Origin of the sequence: Actinoalloteichus sp. GBA129-24, assembly GCF_001941645.1 — a bacterium.
GTDB lineage: Bacteria > Actinomycetota > Actinomycetes > Mycobacteriales > Pseudonocardiaceae > Actinoalloteichus_A > Actinoalloteichus_A fjordicus.
In genome coordinates this window covers 5,256,263-5,274,958 of the sequence record NZ_CP016077.1, presented here as the reverse complement: position 1 = coordinate 5,274,958, position 18,696 = coordinate 5,256,263, and the positions used below count along the sequence as shown (strand labels likewise).

The 18,696-nt window shown below is 71.5% G+C and carries 18 protein-coding genes; 9 read left to right on the top strand and 9 right to left on the bottom strand.

Annotated features, from left to right (window positions below):
* The first annotated feature begins 298 nt into the window (after positions 1 to 298).
* The 3 genes from UA75_RS22450 (at position 299) to UA75_RS22440 (ending at position 3,433) form a co-directional block, all read left to right on the top strand.
* Complete coding sequence (locus tag UA75_RS22450; RefSeq protein WP_075744094.1) at positions 299 to 1,096, top strand: ArsR/SmtB family transcription factor; 798 nt, start codon at positions 299 to 301, stop codon at positions 1,094 to 1,096.
* A 177-nt stretch (positions 1,097 to 1,273) separates the two neighbouring features.
* On the top strand, positions 1,274 to 2,740 hold the full coding sequence (locus UA75_RS22445) for a hypothetical protein (RefSeq protein WP_075741941.1): 1,467 nt from the start codon (positions 1,274 to 1,276) through the stop codon (positions 2,738 to 2,740).
* Positions 2,741 to 2,833: 93 nt separating this feature from the next.
* Positions 2,834 to 3,433, top strand: coding sequence for a TetR-like C-terminal domain-containing protein (locus UA75_RS22440; RefSeq protein ID WP_075741940.1), 600 nt, complete (start codon positions 2,834 to 2,836; stop codon positions 3,431 to 3,433).
* A gap of 425 nt (positions 3,434 to 3,858) precedes the next feature.
* Here UA75_RS22440 and UA75_RS22430 read toward each other — a convergent pair whose 3' ends face one another.
* Both UA75_RS22430 and UA75_RS22425 read right to left on the bottom strand, forming a co-directional pair.
* Positions 3,859 to 4,809 (bottom strand): hypothetical protein, encoded by a 951-nt coding sequence (locus UA75_RS22430; RefSeq protein WP_157434371.1) that lies wholly within the window; start codon positions 4,807 to 4,809, stop codon positions 3,859 to 3,861.
* Between the two features lie 297 nt (positions 4,810 to 5,106).
* A complete protein-coding gene (locus UA75_RS22425; protein ID WP_075744093.1) occupies positions 5,107 to 5,493 on the bottom strand; it encodes a hypothetical protein in 387 nt (128 codons plus the stop codon).
* A 328-nt stretch (positions 5,494 to 5,821) separates the two neighbouring features.
* Between UA75_RS22425 and UA75_RS22420 the strand changes: the two genes are divergently transcribed.
* From UA75_RS22420 to UA75_RS22410, 3 genes are all read left to right on the top strand, one after another.
* Positions 5,822 to 6,358, top strand: coding sequence for an AbrB family transcriptional regulator (locus UA75_RS22420; RefSeq protein WP_075741937.1), 537 nt, complete (start codon positions 5,822 to 5,824; stop codon positions 6,356 to 6,358).
* Complete coding sequence (locus tag UA75_RS22415) at positions 6,355 to 6,879, top strand: AbrB family transcriptional regulator (RefSeq protein ID WP_075741936.1); 525 nt, start codon at positions 6,355 to 6,357, stop codon at positions 6,877 to 6,879. Before UA75_RS22420 ends, UA75_RS22415 begins: the two co-directional genes overlap by 4 nt.
* A 94-nt stretch (positions 6,880 to 6,973) precedes the next feature.
* On the top strand, positions 6,974 to 7,801 hold the full coding sequence (locus tag UA75_RS22410) for a hypothetical protein (RefSeq protein WP_075741935.1): 828 nt from the start codon (positions 6,974 to 6,976) through the stop codon (positions 7,799 to 7,801).
* Positions 7,802 to 7,840: 39 nt separating this feature from the next.
* On the opposite strand, the gene UA75_RS22405 is transcribed toward UA75_RS22410, so the two are convergent.
* Entirely contained in the window at positions 7,841 to 8,248 is a 408-nt protein-coding gene (locus tag UA75_RS22405) for a PPOX class F420-dependent oxidoreductase (protein ID WP_075744092.1), read from the bottom strand.
* Positions 8,249 to 8,306: 58 nt separating this feature from the next.
* Positions 8,307 to 9,284, bottom strand: coding sequence for a TIGR03557 family F420-dependent LLM class oxidoreductase (locus UA75_RS22400; RefSeq protein ID WP_157434652.1), 978 nt, complete (start codon positions 9,282 to 9,284; stop codon positions 8,307 to 8,309).
* Between the two features lie 150 nt (positions 9,285 to 9,434).
* Between UA75_RS22400 and UA75_RS22395 the strand changes: the two genes are divergently transcribed.
* Positions 9,435 to 11,066, top strand: a complete 1,632-nt coding sequence (locus tag UA75_RS22395) for an alkaline phosphatase D family protein (RefSeq protein WP_075741933.1) — start codon at positions 9,435 to 9,437, stop codon at positions 11,064 to 11,066.
* 132 nt (positions 11,067 to 11,198) lie between these two features.
* Positions 11,199 to 12,062: an SDR family NAD(P)-dependent oxidoreductase gene (locus UA75_RS22390; protein WP_075741932.1), complete on the top strand. Its 864-nt coding sequence runs from the start codon at positions 11,199 to 11,201 to the stop codon at positions 12,060 to 12,062.
* On the opposite strand, the gene UA75_RS22385 is transcribed toward UA75_RS22390, so the two are convergent.
* From UA75_RS22385 to UA75_RS22370, 4 genes are all read right to left on the bottom strand, one after another.
* Complete coding sequence (locus tag UA75_RS22385; RefSeq protein ID WP_075741931.1) at positions 12,043 to 13,008, bottom strand: helix-turn-helix transcriptional regulator; 966 nt, start codon at positions 13,006 to 13,008, stop codon at positions 12,043 to 12,045. The genes UA75_RS22390 and UA75_RS22385 overlap by 20 nt on opposite strands.
* Before the next feature lie 648 nt (positions 13,009 to 13,656).
* Positions 13,657 to 14,448, bottom strand: coding sequence for a cupin domain-containing protein (locus UA75_RS22380; protein ID WP_075741930.1), 792 nt, complete (start codon positions 14,446 to 14,448; stop codon positions 13,657 to 13,659).
* Between the two features lie 84 nt (positions 14,449 to 14,532).
* Positions 14,533 to 15,441, bottom strand: a complete 909-nt coding sequence (locus tag UA75_RS22375; RefSeq protein ID WP_075741929.1) for a PmoA family protein — start codon at positions 15,439 to 15,441, stop codon at positions 14,533 to 14,535.
* 96 nt (positions 15,442 to 15,537) lie between these two features.
* The gene (locus UA75_RS22370) at positions 15,538 to 16,713 is read right to left on the bottom strand and encodes a Gfo/Idh/MocA family protein (RefSeq protein WP_232251109.1); all 1,176 of its coding nucleotides are present in this window, start codon (positions 16,711 to 16,713) and stop codon (positions 15,538 to 15,540) included.
* 355 nt (positions 16,714 to 17,068) lie between these two features.
* On the opposite strand from UA75_RS22370, the gene UA75_RS22365 reads away from it, so the two are divergent.
* Positions 17,069 to 18,298, top strand: a complete 1,230-nt coding sequence (locus UA75_RS22365; protein WP_198042814.1) for an ABC transporter substrate-binding protein — start codon at positions 17,069 to 17,071, stop codon at positions 18,296 to 18,298.
* Positions 18,299 to 18,398: 100 nt separating this feature from the next.
* Here the strand turns inward: UA75_RS22365 and UA75_RS34080 are convergent, their stop codons facing one another.
* Positions 18,399 to 18,566: a hypothetical protein gene (locus UA75_RS34080; RefSeq protein WP_198042813.1), complete on the bottom strand. Its 168-nt coding sequence runs from the start codon at positions 18,564 to 18,566 to the stop codon at positions 18,399 to 18,401.
* Positions 18,567 to 18,696 lie beyond the last annotated feature (130 nt).

The window sequence follows — 18,696 nt, the reverse complement described above, 5'->3', positions numbered from 1 at the left end:
TGCCGTCGACAAGCCTGCCCGCCGCGACGGAGACGACGGCGGCGTCGCCGTCCCTGGCGGGGCCGGGCAGGCGTGGCCGCTCGAGACACTCGTCGATTCGACGTCTTTCGCAGGCATCCCGGATTTCGTCGTCCGCTCCCGTACGGCGGTGCGCTCGATGTGGCGGTCGTCGAGGCCCGCCGAACGCGAGCCGGGATTCGCCTGTCGCCTCGCTCGACTCCGCCTTCCGTTGACATGCAGCCTTTCGGCTGCCTATCTTCATGCAGTCAGAAGGCTGCATGAAGCGGGCGGGGCGGACGTGGACGAGGTGTTCAAGGCGCTGGCCGATCCCAGTCGCCGTCGGCTCCTGGACAGCCTGAACGAGCGCGGCGGACTGAGCCTCAGTGCGCTGTGCGTCGGATTGACCATGACCAGGCAGTCCGTCAGCAGGCATCTCGAGGTCCTGGCCGCCGCAGGCCTGGTGACCACGTTGTGGCGAGGCAGGGAGAAGCTGCACTACCTCAACGCCGCGCCGATCAACGCCGTCACCCGGCGCTGGATCAGTCAGTACGACCACGGGCGGCTCCAGGCGCTCGCGGATCTCACGACAGCATTGGAGCGGCCGCCGATGGGCGCGACGGAGTTCGTCTACACCATCTACGTCCAGACCACGCCGGAACGACTCTGGCAGGCGTTGACCGAGCCGGAGTTCACCCGTCGCTACTGGGGTGTCGCCTACGAATCGGACTGGCGGGTGGGATCGCCCGTCAAGGTGCAGATCGTGCCAGGCGAGGAGTTCCGCGATCTCGGCGCGGTGGTCCTGGAGTCCGAGCCCCATCATCGACTGTCCTACACCGACGGGACGCCGCCGCCGGAGCATCTCGATCAGCTCGGCTGGGACGAGCGGCAGCGTGCCGACGCGCTGAAGGAGCCGCAGACCAGGACGACCTTCCTGATCGAGGCGGCCGGACCGACGGTACGGCTCACGCTGATCCACGACGGTTTCGAGTCGGGCAGCGAGAAGCTCGCGGTCTACGCCGAGTCCTGGCCGGAGCTGTTGTCCAGCCTCAAGACCCTGTTGGAGACCGGCGAGGTCCTGCCTGCGTCGAGCGACTGAGCGGGCCTGTTTCGGGCTCGTGGCCCGGTCGGCGCGGTGGACCGACGTCCGTTGCGGGTTGCACTGCGCGCGAGAGGGCTAGGCGCACACCATCGTAGCTACACTTGTGTAGCTACGATGGTGTAGCTATTGTGGCGTCCGTCCATATCGGACACTCCTTGACCTGAGGACGGACACATGTCTGCGAACAACGCCCTGCCCCCGATCCCGGTGCGCGTCGACTGGGATGACGTCACGCGGGTCTCGCGCACCACGTTGACCACGCATGCCTGGGCCGCGCCGCCCCTGCGCCGCAGCTCGCCGATCAGCGAACGTGCCTTCGCGGCGCTGCGGGACCTTCGAGCGGACAAGGCCCGGTTCCTGTCGTTCTGGACCCATCCGCACCTCGGCGTGCCCGCGCTGCATGCACCGACCGAGACCGGCACGTCCTGGGACTTCGCCCACCTCGATCCCCTGCTGGCCGACTTCATGACCGCCGCAGAAGGCAGGCCCGTGGTGGCGAATCTGGCGGCGATCCCGAGCTGGATGTTCCAGGACTCCGCACCGGAGCTGGGCACCGATCCGGACGCCACGATCTGGGACTACGAGCAGGGCGGCCCGCCGAGGGACGAGTCCCTGACTGAGATCGCCGACTACTTCGAGCGGATCGCCAGGTGGTACATCGACGGCGGCTTCACCGACGAACGCGGCCGCCGTCACGTCTCCGACCACGACTACCGGTTCGCCTACTGGGAGGTGTTATGCGAGCCGGACGTGGGCCACGCCTGGGAGCCCGCCGCCTACACCCGCCTCTACGACCTCGTCGTGCAGCGCCTGCGCGGGCTCGACCCGGACATGCGTTTCGTTGGCCTGTCGCTGAGCCCGATCACCCGCAACGCCGACTACTTCTGGCACTTCCTGGACCCGGCGAATCACGCGCCCGGCATCTCGGTGGACGCCGTCTCCCACCACTTCTATGCCTCTCCCGCCCTGGGCAACGCCGTCGGCACCGAGGGCAACGCTCCGTTCGACACCTGGCCCGCGACCTTCTTCGCCCAGGCCGACGGGTTCCTGGACAAGGTCGAACTCGTGGAGTCGATCAAGCGCAGGCTGAGCCCGCACACCGAGACGCACATCAATGAGATCGGCAGCTTCGCCCCCGACGTGATGGCCGCCGAGCCCGACATCCCCGAGGAGTACTGGGCTCTCGGCGGGGCGGTGATCGCCTATCTGTGGTCCCGGCTGGCGGACCTGGGCATCGAACTGGTGGGCGCCGCGGAGTTCCTCGGCTACCCGACGGTGATCCCCGGCGTCAGCCTCGTCGACTGGAAGACCGGCGAACCCAACGCGCGTTATCGGGTTCTCCAACTGCTCCTGGATCAGTTCGGTCCCGGCGACCGGCTCGTGACGACGAGCGCGGGCAGCGAGCTGGCACCCGAGCCGCCCGTGCACGCTCAGGGCTTCCAGACCGGGAGCGGCCGCCGCATCCTGCTGGTCAACCGTTCGACCGAGTCCGTCACGGTGGACCTCGCCGACGCGGGACGCCCGGAGCGGGTGACCGTCGTGGACACCGGCACGGGAGACGGACCGGCCAGGACCTCCGTGACCGAGGGTTCTGTGGTGGTGCTCGGGCCCTGTGCCACGGCCGTGGTCGCCCTGGCCTGACGTCGGCACGTCGGCCGCGTGTGCCGCCTGTCTCGGCGTCGGGCCGCCCTCCTAGGTTGAGCAGGTACCCCGACCGGTGAGGAGCACGTGACGATGAGTGCCAGGGCCCGTCGCAGCCAGGAGGACATGCTGGCCGCCATCCGCGCCGCCGTCCTGGCGGAGCTCAGCGAGGTCGGGATCGGCCGGATGAGCATGGCGGGCATCGCCCAGCGGTCGGGCACCGCCCGTACCTCGCTGCATCGTCGCTGGTCCAGCCCGACCGAGATTCTGCTGGAGGCGCTGGAGCACAGCTATCCACAGGAGACGGTGTCACCCGGCCTTGACGACCTGCGCGGCGATCTGATCCGAGCACTGGGGTTCCTCGTCGAGTGGCTCGCCACCCCCACCGCGCGGGCCGTGGAGTCGATCGTCGTCGAGCGGGGCCGCCACCCGGAGCTGGCTCGGGCGCTGTACGAGCGGGTGTTCGACCAGAAGGGCGGGCGGTTCACCCGCACCGTGCTGGTGCACTACGCGGAGCACGGGCACCTCGACCCGGCCCGGATCACCGACGTGGTCACCGACATCGGCGAGGCGCTGGTCCTGAAGCACCTCGCCGATGCAGGCAGCCCGCCGGACGAGGCGATGTTGGCGCGCATCGTCGACGAGGCGGTGCTGCCCGCGGTCGGTCATCCGCCTGCCGGGAACAGGTCGTGATCGGGCTTGCGGCGGCCGCTGCCTGTCGGATCGCAGGCGAGGAGGCACTGCCTGCGCCGGGACGGCGACCAGACGCACCCGGCCGTCTCGGTGCCCGAGCGCGGCAGGCATCCGGCGCGATGATCGGCTGGTCGGGATGCGTCCTGACCGAGGGCGGGTAGCCGGGGCGGCGACGGGACCGGGCGACGGGACCGGGCGACGGACCGGAGCCGTTCGCGGTGGGGCGAGGCGACGGCGACCCCCTTCGCCGCCAGGCCGGGCAGGGCGATGCCGTAGCCGCAGCGGGCGGGCATGGCGGGTCGTGACGGCGGCGACGGCGCCCGATCACTCGTCCCGGACGCCGCCGGAATCGTCCGGCTGTCCACTCTGACCTGGAGGGCGGACGGTCCCGGGTTCGGCGCACGTCTCCAGGACCGCCGAGCGGCTCAACGGCGCTGCGGATCGTCGTCGCCGAGCGCATCGAGATAGCCGCCGATCGCGTCCATCGACACCCGGAAACGCGAGGATCGCCGTCGCCGCCGAAAGTGACGCAGCAGTTCCTGGCGGGCGGTTTCGGTCAGCTCGGCGAGGGCGGCCTCGTCCAGCGCCTCCCCGTCGGGCCTGGCGCGGTGACTGCGCAGCGCGCGCACGGCGGGAAGCTCGGCGGCGGAGACCTCCTGATCGAGGTAGTAGCTGGTGCGATCCTCCTGCGTCGTCTCCCAGGCCCGGCGAGTCGCCTCGGGTGGTGACATGGCGGACGGCGGCGGGAGGTAGGCGGGGCCGAGGCTGTCGAGGGCCTTGCGGATCTTGTCCTGCGATTCGCGGACCCGACGCACCGCATCAGCCCTGGTGGGCCTGCGGAATCTGGCGGCGGCTCTGGCTCGGGTGCCCGGCGCCGCGACGGGGCCCACGGCCTGATGCTCGTTGCGGGCTCGCCGGTGCAGGGCCTCGGCCAACTCCTCGATGGAGCGGAAGCCCTCCATCGGCGGGCGGGACCGATTCCAGTCGCCCAGCCGAGAGCGGACGACCCGTTCCAACGGGGTGAGCCTGCGATCGTCGGCCTGCCTGCCACGAGACGAACCCTGGCCCGCATGGCGTTCTCGACGATCCTGTTCGGCCAGCCGATCGGCGGCGGCGCCCGCGCCCATCGGATACGGACGCTGCTCCGAGTTGCGATCCAGCGCGGTCAGGATCGCCCGTGGACACCACAGCGAGTGGTAGTACGGCCGGAGCAGGGCCGTGTAGGCGGCCACCACGGTGGGTGCGGGGGAGGCCTCGCCCAGCGCGGCCAGCACCGTCCGCGTCGCCGCGTGCTGGGTGCGCTCGTCGTCCCGGTGCGGCACCAGGAAGACGTGTCCCAGCAGCGACTCCTCGGACGGCGGCGGCACGGCGCTCATCCCGTCAGTATGGCCGTCGACGACCCGGCGCCGGCCGAAGGTGTGCGGCGGCACGGCGGCGGAATGCAGGATGCGGCTCGCCTGCCGGCGGCGCGGCTCGGCCACTGGAGGTATGGCGCGGCTCAGCCGCGGAACGCACCGCGCGGCTCAGCCGCGGAACGCACCGCGCGGCTCAGCCGCGGAACGCACCGCGCGGCTCAGCCGCGGAACGCACCGCGCGGCTCAGCCGCGGAACGCACCGCGCGGCTCAGCCGCGGAACGCACCGCGCGGCTCAGCCGCGGAACGCACCGCGCGGCTCAGCCGCCGAAGGTGATGCCGCCCTGGATGTCGCGAGCCTGCACGACGTTGCCCTGCACCCGACCCGAGATCTGGTTGACGACCCCGCCGCCGGTCGCGGTGCCCTCGGTGCGGGCGGCCTCCCAGAGCGTCTGCACGCGCCGAGCGAAGGCGGCGTCCTCTTGGGCGGCCCGGTCGATCGTCTCCGCGAGTCGCTCGACGCGCTGGTCGTCCTGCGGGTCGTCGGCGGCCGCCGTCAACGCCGCCGTCGCCTGCGGATCGTCGGCGAAGCGATCTCCGATGGTCTTCGCCAACGCGGCCACGGCGCTGCGTGCTCCGGATGCGAGGAGACCGGAGGCCTGCCGCGCCACCGCTGCGGCGATCGCCACCAGAACCGAGTCCACCATCGTCGTGCTCCTCCCGAACGTCGATCTCTGAGCGTCGGTGATCGTCTCTGCACTCAACGTAGCAGCGTCGTCACCGTCGACGGGACTCGGCGACGGCCGCCGTCATGCCTCGGCTGCCCAGGACGGGTCGGATCGAGACGCTCGGCCGCTCCCACTCGCAGGCAGGCGAGGCCGCTGACGCGGTCGAGGGCTGTCGCGTTGGCCACGAAGGCACGCACCGGACCCGCGGCGCGTGAAAGTCTCACCTCTGCCTGCCTGCCTGCCTGCCTGCCTGCCTGCTGAATCCGGACCGGTCAGGTCCGCCACACCGACGGAGGAGCCGCGCTCGATGACAGCCGACGACGGGGCGCGGGGGGCCGGGGCCGTGCGCCGCCTGCTGCCGACGCTGCGGCTGCTGCTCGGCGGATCGCTCGGTGCCGCCGTCGCCCTGCTGCTTCAGGTGCCCGCAGGCGGCATCTTCGGCGCCGTCGCGGGCAGCGCCCTGGTGAACATCCGCTGGTCCGGCCACCGGCCCGCTCGGTGGCTGAGCCGAGTGGGCCTGCTGTTACTCGGCTGCGTGGCCGGGGCTCGGCTCGACGGCGGCAGCCTGGCCGCCCTGGCGAACCTGGCGCTGCCGGTGCTGATCGGCATCCTCGTCCTGCTGGCGGTCGACGTCGGCCTGGCCCTGCTCCTCTCCCGCCGCTTCGACATCGATCTGCGCACCGGCCTGCTGGCCTGCTCGCCGGGTGGATTCAGCGAGATGGCGGCGGTCGCGACGGAGGTCGGCGCGCGTGCCGAGGTGGTCGTCGCCGTCCACCTCGCACGGATCGCTGCGGTGGTGCTGGTCGTGATGCCGTTGCTGATCTGGTTCTCGGGGCCCGCGTGACGGTCATCGGACTGCTGGCCGCCGCGCTACTCGGCGCACTGCTCGCCAGGCTGGGGCGGGTTCCGCTCTGGCCGCTCATCGGAGCGATCGCCGGGGCAGGCGCGTTCCACGCGATCACCGGCACGCCGGAGAACCTGCCGAGGGCACTGGAGATCGCCGCCCAGGTGGTGGTGGGCACCGTGGTCGGCTCGGCGCTGGGACCATCGCTGATCCGGGTCTTCCGCAGCCTGCTGCTACCCGGCCTGCTCGCCGTGGTGACGATCCTGGGCGTCGGGGTCGGCCTCGGCGCCCTGCTGTCGCACTGGGGCGACGTCGACGAGACCGTCGCGGTGTTCGGCATGGTCCCGGGCGGCGTCGGCGAGCTGGTGGCGGCGACCGCGAGCCTGGGCGGCGACAGCGCCGTGGTCGCGGGCATGCACCTCATCCGGCTGGTGGTGCTGTTGACGGTCCTTCCGCTGCTGATCCGATGGCTGGACCGCAAGGCGGGGGGCGGTGAGGCGGCGCCCGGTGCGGGATCGTGATCACGATGCACGCCGGATCGGTCCTCCCGGATGCCACCTGCCGACTACGGTGGCCTCGTCGTCGCCACACCCATCGAATCGGGGGAAGTCCGTCATGATCGTCGTCGTCGGTGCGGATCAGCTGCTGGGCGTCGCCGCCCTCGCCCGGCTGGGCGGGGATGGGATCGCCCATCGCACCGTGAATCTCGGCGTCTCGACGGCAGGCGGGGCCTTCTCCGGTGACGAGATCGAGAAGACACTGGCCGAGGACGCGGTGTTCGACGGGGCCGAGGGCGTGCTCATCGCTCCGGTAGCGAACGGGACCGGCGCAGCGGACGGCGGCGCCGCACTGCTGGCGGGCCTGATCGACCGGGCCGTCGCGGCGGGCGTGTCGCGGGTCGTCTACCTCAGCGTCGTCGCGGCGCAGCTCTCGCCGATGGTCTTCCACGCGCGGACCGAGGAACATCTTCGATCGATCGGCGTCGAGCACACCGTGCTCCGGCTGGGCCTGGCCCTGGAGACGTTCCGCCCGCTGATCCGGCACGCGGCCGAGACGGGCGAGCTGCCCGCTCCCGAGGGGTCCGCCCGGTTCGCGGCGGCGGGGCGTTCGGATCTCGCCGCGGCGGCCGTCGCGGCGCTCACCGGCGACTACGCGGGACCGATGTTCGAGGTGACCGGCGACCGGAGCTTCGACCTGGTCGAGCTGGCGGCGGCCGTGGCGGCGGCGGCCGACCGGCCGGTGCGGCGGACCGTGGCGTCCGACGCCGAGCTGCTGCCGGTCCTGACCGCCGCCGGGATGCCGGAGGCTGCGGCGGGCGCCCTGCTCAGCATGATCAAATTCGGCGAGAACGGCGTCTTCGCCACGGCGAGTCCGCACCTGCGTGCACTGCTCGGCGGGCCGGGAACCGATCTGGCCGACGCCGTCCGGCCGTTGATCGGCTGAGGCGGGCGACGTCCACCGCCACCCGCCTCGGCGCCGGGATCATGACCCGGAGTCGACGTTCCACGCGTGCCAGCGGTCGATGTCGATCCAGACGCTGACGCGGGGACGGGTGCGATCCGGATAGGGGCCGCCCGTGTATCGGGTGGCCAGCCGGTCGATGTCGGTCATCTCGGGATCGTCCTCGATGGAGGTCGCCCGCCCCTGGATGCTCACGTGCTTGTACCAGTTCCCGTCCTCGATCACGGTGAGCGAGACCCGTGGATCACGACGGAGGTGGGTCAGCCTCGTGCGTTTGGCATCGAGGTTGACCAGGATCCGGTCCTTCTCGAACAGGTACCAGGTGGCGACCGAGACGGGCGTGCCGTCTGAACGGAGGGTGGCCATCACGGCGGGGTTTGCGCCCTCGAGCAGGGCGATGACATGCGGCGGAAGCGGTTCGGCTGCCATGATCGTCATCCTCGTCTCGGTCGGTCGGCTTCGCAAGGCGGCGGGGTCGTTCCGGACATCAGCCGAATTCCGATCGCAGGGCGGGCAGCAGCCGGTCGCGGGCGAAGGGGAAGAACGGCTCCTGATGCGCTCCGCCGATCTGCACCAGCGCGACGTCGGTGAAGCCCGCCTCGGCGAACGGGCGGATCGACTCCACGATCGCGCCGACGTCGTCGCCGCAGGGGATCGACTCGGCCACGTCGGACGGCCTGGCGAACTGGCTGGCGGCGGCGAACGCGGCGGTGGAGGGCAGCTCAGAGTTGACCTTCCAGCCGCCCGCGAACCAGCGCATCTGATCGTGGGCCCGGTCGATCGCCGCCGAGCGGTCGGCGTCGAAGCACACCGGCTGCTGGCCGATCTTGCGGCTGCGGGCCGCCCCGCTGGGCCGGGCCTTGTCCCAGCTCTGGACGAGTTCCCGCTTCGGCTCCGTGCTCACCAGGTGATCGGTCAGCGCCGCGAACCGCCGGATCGACTGTCCGCCGGAGACCGCGACGGCGATCGGCACGCGCTGCTCCGGCAGATCCCAGACCCGCGCCGAGTCCACCTGGAAGTGATCGCCACGGTGCGTGACGTAGCCGCCGTCGAAGAGCCCGCCGATGATGTGCAGCGCCTCCACCAGCATGTCGTGCCGAGTGTTCACCGGCGGCCAGCCGTGCGCCACGATGTGCTCGTTGAGGTTCTCGCCCGCACCGACACCGAGGGTGAACCGACCTTCCGACAGCAGTTGCAGCGTGGCGGCCTTCTGGGCTACCACCGCCGGGTGGTAGCGGATGATCGGGCAGGTCACATACGTCATCAGCTCGAGGCGGCTCGTCGCGTGCGCCACGGCGCCGAGCACGCTCCAGCAGTACGAGGAATGGCCCTGAGAGTCGAGCCAGGGGAAGTAGTGATCGCTGGAGACCGCGAAGTCGAAACCGGCCTTCTCGGCAGCGACGGCGTCGGACACCAGCTGCCGGGGCGGTGCCTGCTCGGTGAACAGAGTGTAACCGAAGGAGATCATTTCTCGACGATCACACGGTGGAGTGGTCGCCGCACCTCGGGCGACGGGCCGCAGGCGGGGCGGTCCGCGCGTCGCACGCCTGGTGCCGAGCATCGCACTCTGCGCGCAACCCTTGTGGGTGACGACTTCCTCCGCTAGGCAGTGCGAGTGACGGGCTTACTGCTGGGACCGGTACTGCGTTACGCGGATGCCGACTCCGCCACGGTGTGGGTGGAGACCGACGCGGCGTGTGATGTCGAGGTGCTGGGCACCACGACGCCGACCTTCGGGGTGGGCGGCCACCACTACGCGCTGGTGGTGCTGCGAGACCTCCCCTCGGACACGGCGACGCCGTATGAGGTGCGCCTCGACGGGGAGCTGGTCTGGCCGCCGCCGGGTTCCACCCTGCCGCCGAGCCGCATCCGCACCTCGGCGCAGCGTCCGGAGCACTTCACGCTGGTCTTCGGCTCCTGTCAGCACCCGCGCGTCGACCCGGTGGACCGTCCCGACACGCTCGGTCCGCACGCGCTGGCTGCCTACGCACAGCGGATGGCGGCCCAGGACCAACAGGACTGGCCGGACGCGCTGCTGCTGCTCGGCGACCAGGTCTACGCCGACGAGACCAGCCCGGCGACTCAGGACTGGCTGGCGACCCGTCGCGACCTGACCACGCCGCCGGGCACCGAGGTCGCCGACTTCGAGGAGTACACCTACCTCTACCGCGAGGCGTGGTCCGGCGAGCTGCTGCGCTGGCTGCTCTCCACCGTGCCGACGGCGATGATCTTCGACGATCACGACGTCCGCGACGACTGGAACACCTCGCAGGCCTGGCGCCGCGAGATGGCCGCCACCCCGTGGTGGCGGCAGCGGATTCGCGGCGGACTGGCCTCGTACTGGATCTATCAGCATCTCGGCAATCTCCGCCCGGTCGACCTCGACGAGGACGAGGTGTACGCGCGGGTCCTGCGCTCCGGTCGCGACGGCGATGCACTGGAGCTGCTGGAGGACTTCGCCGAATGGGCGGACTCCGAGGCGGACGGCGCCACGGCCTACCGCTGGAGCTACCGCCGCGACTACGGGCCGGTGCGGCTGGTGGTGATCGACAATCGGGCGGGCCGCGTCGTCGCGGAGGGGGTCCGCAAGATGGTCGGTGACGAGGAGTTCGACTGGATCGAGCACAACGCCGTCAGCACGCCGGATCACGTCGAGCACCTGTTCCTCGCCAGCACTCTGCCCTGGCTGCTGCCGCCCGCGATCAGCGACGTCGAGTCGCACAACGAGGTCGCCTCGGCGCGTCCCGGCAGCCGGGGCGAGCGAGGGGAGCGGATTCGGCAGGGCCTGGACCTGGAGCACTGGGCGGCCTTCCGCGAGTCCTTCGACCGGCTCTCGGCGCTGCTGCTGCGCTCGGTGCGCAGCGGCACGGCGACGGCCTCGGTGCTCTCCGGCGACGTCCACCACAGCTACATCGCCAAGGCCCGGTATCCCGACGCCCCCGACGCGCCCGTCTACCAGCTCACCTGCTCGCCCCTGCACAACGCGGCACCCAGGAAGATGCGCTGGCTGTTCCGGATGGGCTGGTGGCCCGCGCTCGTCCGCCTCACCCGATTCGCCGCCCGGCGAGCCGGCGTCGCCGACCCGCCGCTGAGCTGGGATCGACTCGCGGGGCCCTACTTCGGCAACGAGGTGGCGACGGTCTCGATCCGGGGCCGCCATGCCGAGGTGCGCCTCGAACAGGCCACGACGGCCGACGGGCGACTCGGCCTGCGCCCCATGACCCGGCAGGTGCTGGCGAACGGCTGAACCCGCCGTCCCGGCCCCTGGCCCGGTCGGGTGCCGGGGACGGTCGCGATCCGGCGGACAATCCAGACAGCCGGTGTCAGGTTTCGCTGTCACCCTCGATCACGTTCGGATTCGACGTGAGGAGACAGGACAGTGCAACTGCGGAACACGATCGCGGTCGTCACCGGCGCCAGCCGGGGCGTGGGGCGGGGCATCGCCGAGGTGCTCGGTGAGAACGGCGCCACCGTGTACGTCACCGGCCGGTCCAGCCGGGCCACCGGCAGCCCCACCGGGCGCCCCGAGACCATCGAGGAGACGGCGGAGCGGGTCACGGCGCGCGGCGGCACCGGCATCCCGGTGCGCTGCGATCACACCGACATCGACCAGATCCGGGCGTTGTTCGACCGGGTGCGGGCCGACTCGGGCAGGCTCGACGTACTGGTCTCCAACGCCTGGGGCGGCTACGAGACCACCGAGGACGACGGGATCGTCCCGCAGCCCTTGTGGGAGTCCGATCCGCGCCAGCTCGACGCGATGCTGATCGCCGGGCTGCGGGCGCACGTGCTCACGGCCCAGTTCGGCCTGCGATTGCTGGCCGAGACCGGGAACGGACTGCTGGCGGTCACCACCTGGGCGGTCGGCCCGGAGTACTACGGCCAGCTGTACTACGACGTCGCCAAGACGGCGGTCAACCGGATGCCGCTCGGCCTGGCCGAGGACCTCCGCCCCTCCGGCGGCACGGCGCTGGCCGTCTCGCCCGGCTGGACGCAGACCGAGAACATGCCTGCGGAGGCCGCGCCCTACACCGAGTCGCCGGAGTTCATCGGTCGTGCCATCGCGGCGCTGGCCGCCGACCCCGATCCCAGCCGCCACACCGGCGCGCTGCGCACGGTCGTGGAGCTGGCCGCCGACTACGGCTTCACCGACGTCAACGGCCGCGCGAGCAGTCCGTTCTGGGACGCGTTCGCCGAGGGACGCAACCTGCCGTTCGAGCTGTTCAGCGGTACAGAAGGCTGAGGCGCCTGGCCGAGTCGGCCATCAGCTCGCGCACCTCCGGCGGCGCGAGCACCTCCGCCTCTGGCCCCATCCCGAGCAGGAGATCGGCACCGATCTCGATCGACTCGACGGGCAGGGTCACCGTGATCCAGCCCTGCTCGTCGGGTTCCGCCGCCTCGGCCAGTGCCTGCCGTACGGACGAGGGGTCCAGGACTCTGGGCAGCGCAAGCCTGCCTGCCGGGGAGACCCGGAGCGTCACCGGGACGGTGAGCATCTGCTGGACGAACTCCGCCGAGCAGTCCCGCCAGAACGTGGTGAGGTCGAAGGAGCCCGCGCGGTCGAAGGTCTCCGCGAGCAGCTCGACCGTCACGAACCGGTCCACCCGATACACCCGGTGGCCCTCGTCGATCTCGGCGACCAGATACCAGCGGCCGTTCTTCAACACCAGCGCCGTCGGCGCCAGCTCCCGCCGGACCTCACGCGCGCCTCGACGGTATCGCGTCGCCACGCGCCGGTCCTCCCACACGGCGCGCGCCAGCTCGGCCAGCAGCGGGGGAGTCACGGCCTCGTCGAACCAGCCCGGCGCGTCCAGGAGGAAGCGCCGCGCCGCGTCGTCCGCGGCGTCCCGCAGCGTCGGAGGCAGCGCTGCGGACACCTTGCGCCGCGCGCTGCCCGCCTGTGCTCCGAGCCCCAGCTCCTCCAGGGTGCGACCGAGGCCCGAGAGGAACAACGCCTGCGCCTCGGCGGAGTTCAGGCCGGTGAGTCGCGTGCGGTAGCCGTCGAGCAGCCGGTAACCGCCCGCAGCGCCGCGCTCCGCATAGACCGGCACGCCCGCCGCATTCAGCGCGAGCACGTCGCGGTACACCGTGCGTTCGGAGACCTCCAGCTCGGCGGCCAGCTCGCCCGCCGTCATGCTGGTCCTGGCCTGGAGGAGCAGGACCAGCGAGATCAGCCGTGCGGCCCGCATGCGTGCTCCCTCGTCGAGCTGGTGTGTGGTCGGGGGTCAGCAGGCGGCTGTGCCGGCTGCCCGCCTGCGCTCCGGCTGTTCTCGGCCGGTCCTGGCGGCCCGACGTGGGGCCGGTCGTTTCGACCTTAGTTCGGTGGTCGGACGCCGAGGCAGCTTTCGCACTCGCCTGGGCCGGCTCAGCGTCGTTCTCGGGGCGGGCGGGCCGTCCCGACGTCGTGAGCGCCGACGGGCGCGCGCCGGGCTGCGGCGTTTCCTGACGGCTGCTCCGCGCCATTCCATCGACGTGGCTGAGTCCCCACGGCGTGGCCTCGCCGTGCCCGGATCTCCGCTGCCGGTCGCAGCCCAGCGTTCGGCGGGCGAGCCGCCGCACACCGCGCACGCCGCGCGCCGGGCCATGCCCTGCCGGGTGGCGCTTCCCGGTCCGGCCGCGCGGGTTCGTCGTCGGACGAGCCGAGGGCGCGCGCCTCGACCGGCCGGACCCGGATCGCTGCATGAGACACCGCCGTGGTCCGGACTCGGGCACCGACCGATCCCGCCGGGTCGCCCGGACGCCGCTTCCCGCCCGGCCCGCAGACGCTGCGGCGGGCCGACGCCCGAGCCGCCGCCTGCCCGCCGGGCGGGCGGCGCGCCCGCTCCTGGATCAGCCGGTCAGCCTGCGTCCGGCCGCGTGCCGCCCACCTCGTTCGCGCGCTCCACCGGGTAGGTGGTGAGCCTGCCGCACATCCCGAGTCTGCGGTCATCACGGGGAACGATCTGCCGGATCTCGGCGGCCCGCAGCCGCGAGACGTCCCCCGACTTCAACGCGGCGAGCTGCGCCCCGGTGCGCTCGGCCTCCGCCAGTGCACCGGCCCGCCAGCGCTGCTCCCAGTCGGCGAGCTTGCCGCCCACCAGGGCCAGCGCCTGCTCGTGGAAGCGGAGCAACGCCTCGTCCCGTCCCGCCGCGATCTCGTCCCGCAGCCGACCGAAGCCCTCGATGGCGAGGTCTCGTCGGGCCCTGGCCGCCGCCTCGGCCGCCGCATGGCCCTCGACCGCCGGGCTGGGCAGCGTCGCCGCCTGCGCGTACGCCGCCGGGTCGTCGAGGATCTCCGGGGGGAAGGTGAAGACCGCATCGCCTGCCTCGGGCAGCCCGTTGTTCTGCATGACGACCACGATGCGCAGATCCGCCGAATTGATCAGCCGATGGATGGTGCCCGGCGTGAACCACAGCGTCGTCCCCGGCCGCAGCTCGCTCTCCTGCTGCCCGCCTGCCGTCAGGGTCTGCACCGCACCCTCGCCCCCGACGACGACATAGGCCTCCATACAGGTCAGATGCATGTGCGGCGAGCCGCCATGACTGTCGTCCGCGGTCGGCCAGTCGTAGACGTCCAGCTGGGACACTCCCACGCCGCCGGGCAGCAGCAGGGCGTCCCCGTCCCGATACGGACTCGATTCGGCGGTCATGTCGTCTCCTCTCGTTCGGGTCCGGCCGGTCGTCTTCGTGCGCGTCCGACCGTCAGGCTGTCATCGCGGCGACCTGACTCGCCGTCAGGACCAGGTTTTCGCCGCCAGCGTGTCTGCGATCCGCTCCGAGGTCCAGGCGCCGTCGGCCACTACCACGCGGTACTCCCGATCGAGTGCCGCGCCGGGTGGCAGCGCCAGCTCCTCGTAGAAGGCCCAGCTCGGGTTGACCACGGCGAACGGGTCGGAACGGACGAACCAGTGCGCCGGGGTCGCCGCATTGCGCGGCCCCTCCTGGAAGACCAGCGTCGAATGCCGGTCGACCTCGTCGTGCTCGCCCGAGTACGCCACCCAGTCCGCGTGCTGCCCCATCACGCCTGCGGCGTCGAGGCCGCCTGCGGTGAGCACGGTGCCGTCGCGGAAGGCGCGCGGCCCGCGCCAGGCCAGCCCGGTGTAGCCCGCCATCGGCCTGCCCTCGGTGGTGGGGCTGCCGAAGTGCAGATCAGCGCCCCGCACGTTGGTGATCGTGCTGCGCCAGGTCAGCGTCCACGAGCCGTCCTCGACGTCGACGTCGTGCACGGAGATGCGACGGACCTCCTTCGCCCAGGTCTCCTCGCCGGAGTTGATCCAGGTGAGCCGCTCGACCAGGTCGAGTCGGTCCTCGGCAGCGTCGACGGCGTCGAAGCCGTCATGCCGCATCCGGCCGATGTTGTCCTTGACCACATATCCCTCGTCGCGGACGTAGCTGACGCCGCCCCAGAAGTTGTCGCCGGAGACGTGCGACGCTGTCAGCTGGAGTCCCTTGTGCCAGCGGTGGTCGTTGGGCCGGTAGTCGGTCACCACGTCGCCCGCCAGCGTCCGCAGCGGATGGCAGTAGGGCTTGGGGGCCTCGAAGGCGATCGGGTCGGGCCGGTAGACGTAGGACAGGATCGCCACGCCCGCCGCCTCCACGACGATCTCCGCGCCCAGGTCGTGCCGTACGTGCAGGATGCCCACGCTCGTCGTCCTCTTCCTGTCGTCTTCGGATGTCGCCTGCCGCGACACCGCCGCGTCTCGCGCTCGACCGCCGCCGCCGGGTGACGGTGGTCGAATTCAGCCGGTCGACTGTGCGGCGAGTGTCCAGTCGGTGCGACCGCCGCTGGGATCGGTGTAGAACGGGTCGCCCTCGACGATCTCGCCCGCGCGCACCGGACGTCCCGTCACCGCGGCCTTGTACATCGCGGTGGTGAACTCCAGGCTCCGTCTGCCGTCCACGCCGCTGCACCTCGGCCTGCGACCGGCCCGCATGTCGGCGAGCAGGCTGGCGAGCTGACCGGCGTGCGAACCCGTCTCGTCGGTGGTAGGCGTGCCCCAGCCCTCGGCCTGCTCCGCCGTGACGTGCCGGGCGGGCGTGTAGGTCCAGTCGTCGTTGGTGTAGCCGTAGACGTGGGCCAACTCCACCGTGGCATCGGCGAGATCGACCCGGATGCGGCTCGCCTCCTGCGGCGAGAGCACGCTGTTGATCACCGAGCCCATGGCCCCGGAGGTGAAGTGCACCAAGGCGGTGGAGACGTCCTCGGTCTGCACGTCCCTGGCGAGTCGACCCGCCATCGCTCGCACCTCGACCCAGTCGCCCATCAGCTCCAACAGCAGGTCCACCTGGTGGATGCCGTGGCCCATCGCGGGTCCGCCGCCCTCGGTGTCCCACCGGCCGCGCCACGGGACGGCGTAGTAGGCATCGTCGCGGTACCAGGTGGTCTGACACAGCGCCACGTACGGCGCACCGAGCCTGCCCTGCGAGATCAGGCTCCTGGCGTGCTCGGCGCCGGAGCCGAAGCGGTGCTGGAACACGAAGGCGGCGTACGGGCCTGCCGGGGAGTGGCCGTCGCCTTCGGCAGCCGATGCGTGGCCGTCGCCTTCGGTAGCCGAAGCGTGACAGTCGCCTTCGGCAGCTTGAGTCTGATCGCTGCCTTCGGCAGCCGCGATCTCGTCGTACTCAGCCAGCGACCGACACGGCGGCTTCTCACACCACACCCAGGCGCCCGCGCGTAGTGCGGCGACCGCCTGTTCCCGGTGTAGGGCGGGCGGTGTGCAGATGACGACGAGATCGGGCTGTTCCCGCGTCAACATAGTCTCGACGTCCGAATAGGACGCCGGAATGCCCCACTTGGCGGCGCAGTCGCGGGCTCGATCCTCATCGACGTCCACGGCGGCGACGATCTCGACGTCGGGCGCGTCCTGGAGCGCGGGCAGATGCCTGCCGTCGGCGATGTTGCCGGTGCCGATCACGGCGGCGCGGATGAGGGTGGTTCCTGGGCGGTACGTGGCGCGCTCCTCACCTCGGCTGCCGCAGCGTCGCCGCCGGGCAGGGATCGACGCGGCGTCGATCGAGACCTCGCGATCCCGCCGAACTGCGGGAAACGCTTTCCCTCGACGGTATCGGCCCGTCCGGCGGGACTCAACGCCTGCGACGAGGCCGGGCCGGCGTCGGCCGGTTGCGGCCGGCGACGGCCGCTGTGACGCGGCTCTCGCTTAACGTGCGAGAACGACGGGCGGGTCGTCGCTCGGCTGCGGGCCTCGGCATCCGTCGGCGGACTCGGAGGTGCTCATGATCCACCGCTCTCGACGCGGACGACCAACCTCGGTGGCAGCGGCTCTCGTCCTCGCCCTCGCGCTGGGGGCATGCGGCTCGGGTGGCGACGACGGTCAGGTCGAGCTGCGCTACACCTGGTGGGGCAACGATCAACGCGCCGAACTGCTCACCGAGGCGGTGGAGATGTTCGAGCGGGAGAATCCCGGCATCACCGTCGCCACGTCGTTCGCCGAGTTCGGCAGTTACTGGCAGCGGCTGGCCACCGAGGCGGCGGGCGGCAATCCGCCGGACGTCATGCAGATCGACTACAGCTACCTGCGGGAGTACTCCGAGCGCGGGCTACTGCGCGACCTGACGCCGTACGAGGGCGAGATCATCGCCGTCGACGAGCTGCTGCCGGGCATGGAGGCGGCGGGCCGGGTCGGCGACGAGTACTTCGCCGTGCCGGTCGGCCGCACCTCGCTGTCCTTCCAGTACGACCCCGAGGTCTGGGCCGAGGCGGGCCTGGCGCCGCCGGAGGTCGGCTGGAGCTGGGCCGACTTCGAGGGCGCGCTGGAGACCCTCCAGGCACATCTCGGCGAGGAGCGGTTCCCCACCACCTCGTGGAGCCAGCACCTGACCTTCTTCGAGAACTGGCTCGCCCAGCGCGGGGCCAGCCTCTACACCGAGGACGGCGACCTCGGATTCGAGGAGGCAGACCTCACCGAGTACTGGGAGATGGTCGTCGACCTCCAGGAACGCGGGCTCGTCGTGCCGCATGACCGGGTGGTCGCAGGCGACACGGTCACGCCGCTCGGACACGGCCTGTCGGCCTCGGAGTTCGGCTGGGACACGCTGATGCTGAGCACCGAGAACACCTACGGCTCGCCGCTGGCGCTGGGACCGATGCCCACCGGCACCGACGAACTCGGCACCTACTTCAAGCCCTCGGCACTCATGGGCGTCTCCGCTCGCAGCGAGCATCCGGAGGAGGCGGCGATGCTGATCGATTTCCTGGTCAACGATCCCGAGGCCGCCGCCCTGCTCGGGGCCGACCGGGGAATGCCCGCCACCGTGGCTCAGCAGGAGAACGTCGACCTGGCGGGTCCGGCGGGTCTCGTGGGCGAATACGAGACCTCGATCGAGGAGCACGTCCGGGACACCCCGCCGCCGCCCCCGCCGGGCGGCTCGGCCGTGGAGCGCACCCTGATCCGCATCGACGAGGAGATCGGCTACGGGCGGGTCACCGTGGCGGAGGGCGTCGAGCGCTTCTTCGCCGATGCGCGGGACAGCCTGGACTGACGGCCCTGGCGGGCGGCCCGATCCGGACCCGAATTCGGGTCCGGGGTCTCGACTTGACGAGTCGGCTGCCTCCTGGCCGAGACGGCCGTCGCGACGAGGCTCACCGTCGTCGGGCCCGGCGGTTCGAGCCCACACCGCCCAGGTGCAGGGCCAGACATAACAGGCCTGCGGTCGTCAGCAGTCCACTGCTGACCAACCCGAGTGAGGCGCCCGCGATGTCGAGGATCAGGGCGAGCCCGAACAGCACTGCGGCGATGATGGCGATCATGGGTGCCTCCTGGAATCCGTGACGTCGGAGTGCGGTCGTCTGCCCGGTACCCAGCCGGAGATCAGCTGACACGGTGATCGACCCGACACCAGGGACGCCTGCGGTCGGTTCCGGCGTCCGTCCGGGACGT

Excerpts from the sequence above, each read along its gene's own strand:
- UA75_RS22440 (WP_075741940.1), top strand. The coding sequence starts at position 2,834 with ATGAGTGCCAGGGCCCGTCGCAGCCAGGAGGACATGCTGGCCGCCATC.
- UA75_RS22385 (WP_075741931.1), bottom strand. The coding sequence starts at position 13,008 with ATGCGGGCCGCACGGCTGATCTCGCTGGTCCTGCTCCTCCAGGCCAGG.
- UA75_RS22380 (WP_075741930.1), bottom strand. The coding sequence starts at position 14,448 with ATGACCGCCGAATCGAGTCCGTATCGGGACGGGGACGCCCTGCTGCTG.
- UA75_RS22405 (WP_075744092.1), bottom strand. The coding sequence starts at position 8,248 with ATGGCAGCCGAACCGCTTCCGCCGCATGTCATCGCCCTGCTCGAGGGC.
- UA75_RS22445 (WP_075741941.1), top strand. The coding sequence starts at position 1,274 with ATGTCTGCGAACAACGCCCTGCCCCCGATCCCGGTGCGCGTCGACTGG.
- UA75_RS22410 (WP_075741935.1), top strand. The coding sequence starts at position 6,974 with ATGATCGTCGTCGTCGGTGCGGATCAGCTGCTGGGCGTCGCCGCCCTC.
- UA75_RS22420 (WP_075741937.1), top strand. The coding sequence starts at position 5,822 with ATGACAGCCGACGACGGGGCGCGGGGGGCCGGGGCCGTGCGCCGCCTG.
- UA75_RS22425 (WP_075744093.1), bottom strand. The coding sequence starts at position 5,493 with ATGGTGGACTCGGTTCTGGTGGCGATCGCCGCAGCGGTGGCGCGGCAG.
- UA75_RS34080 (WP_198042813.1), bottom strand. The coding sequence starts at position 18,566 with ATGATCGCCATCATCGCCGCAGTGCTGTTCGGGCTCGCCCTGATCCTC.
- UA75_RS22430 (WP_157434371.1), bottom strand. The coding sequence starts at position 4,809 with ATGAGCGCCGTGCCGCCGCCGTCCGAGGAGTCGCTGCTGGGACACGTC.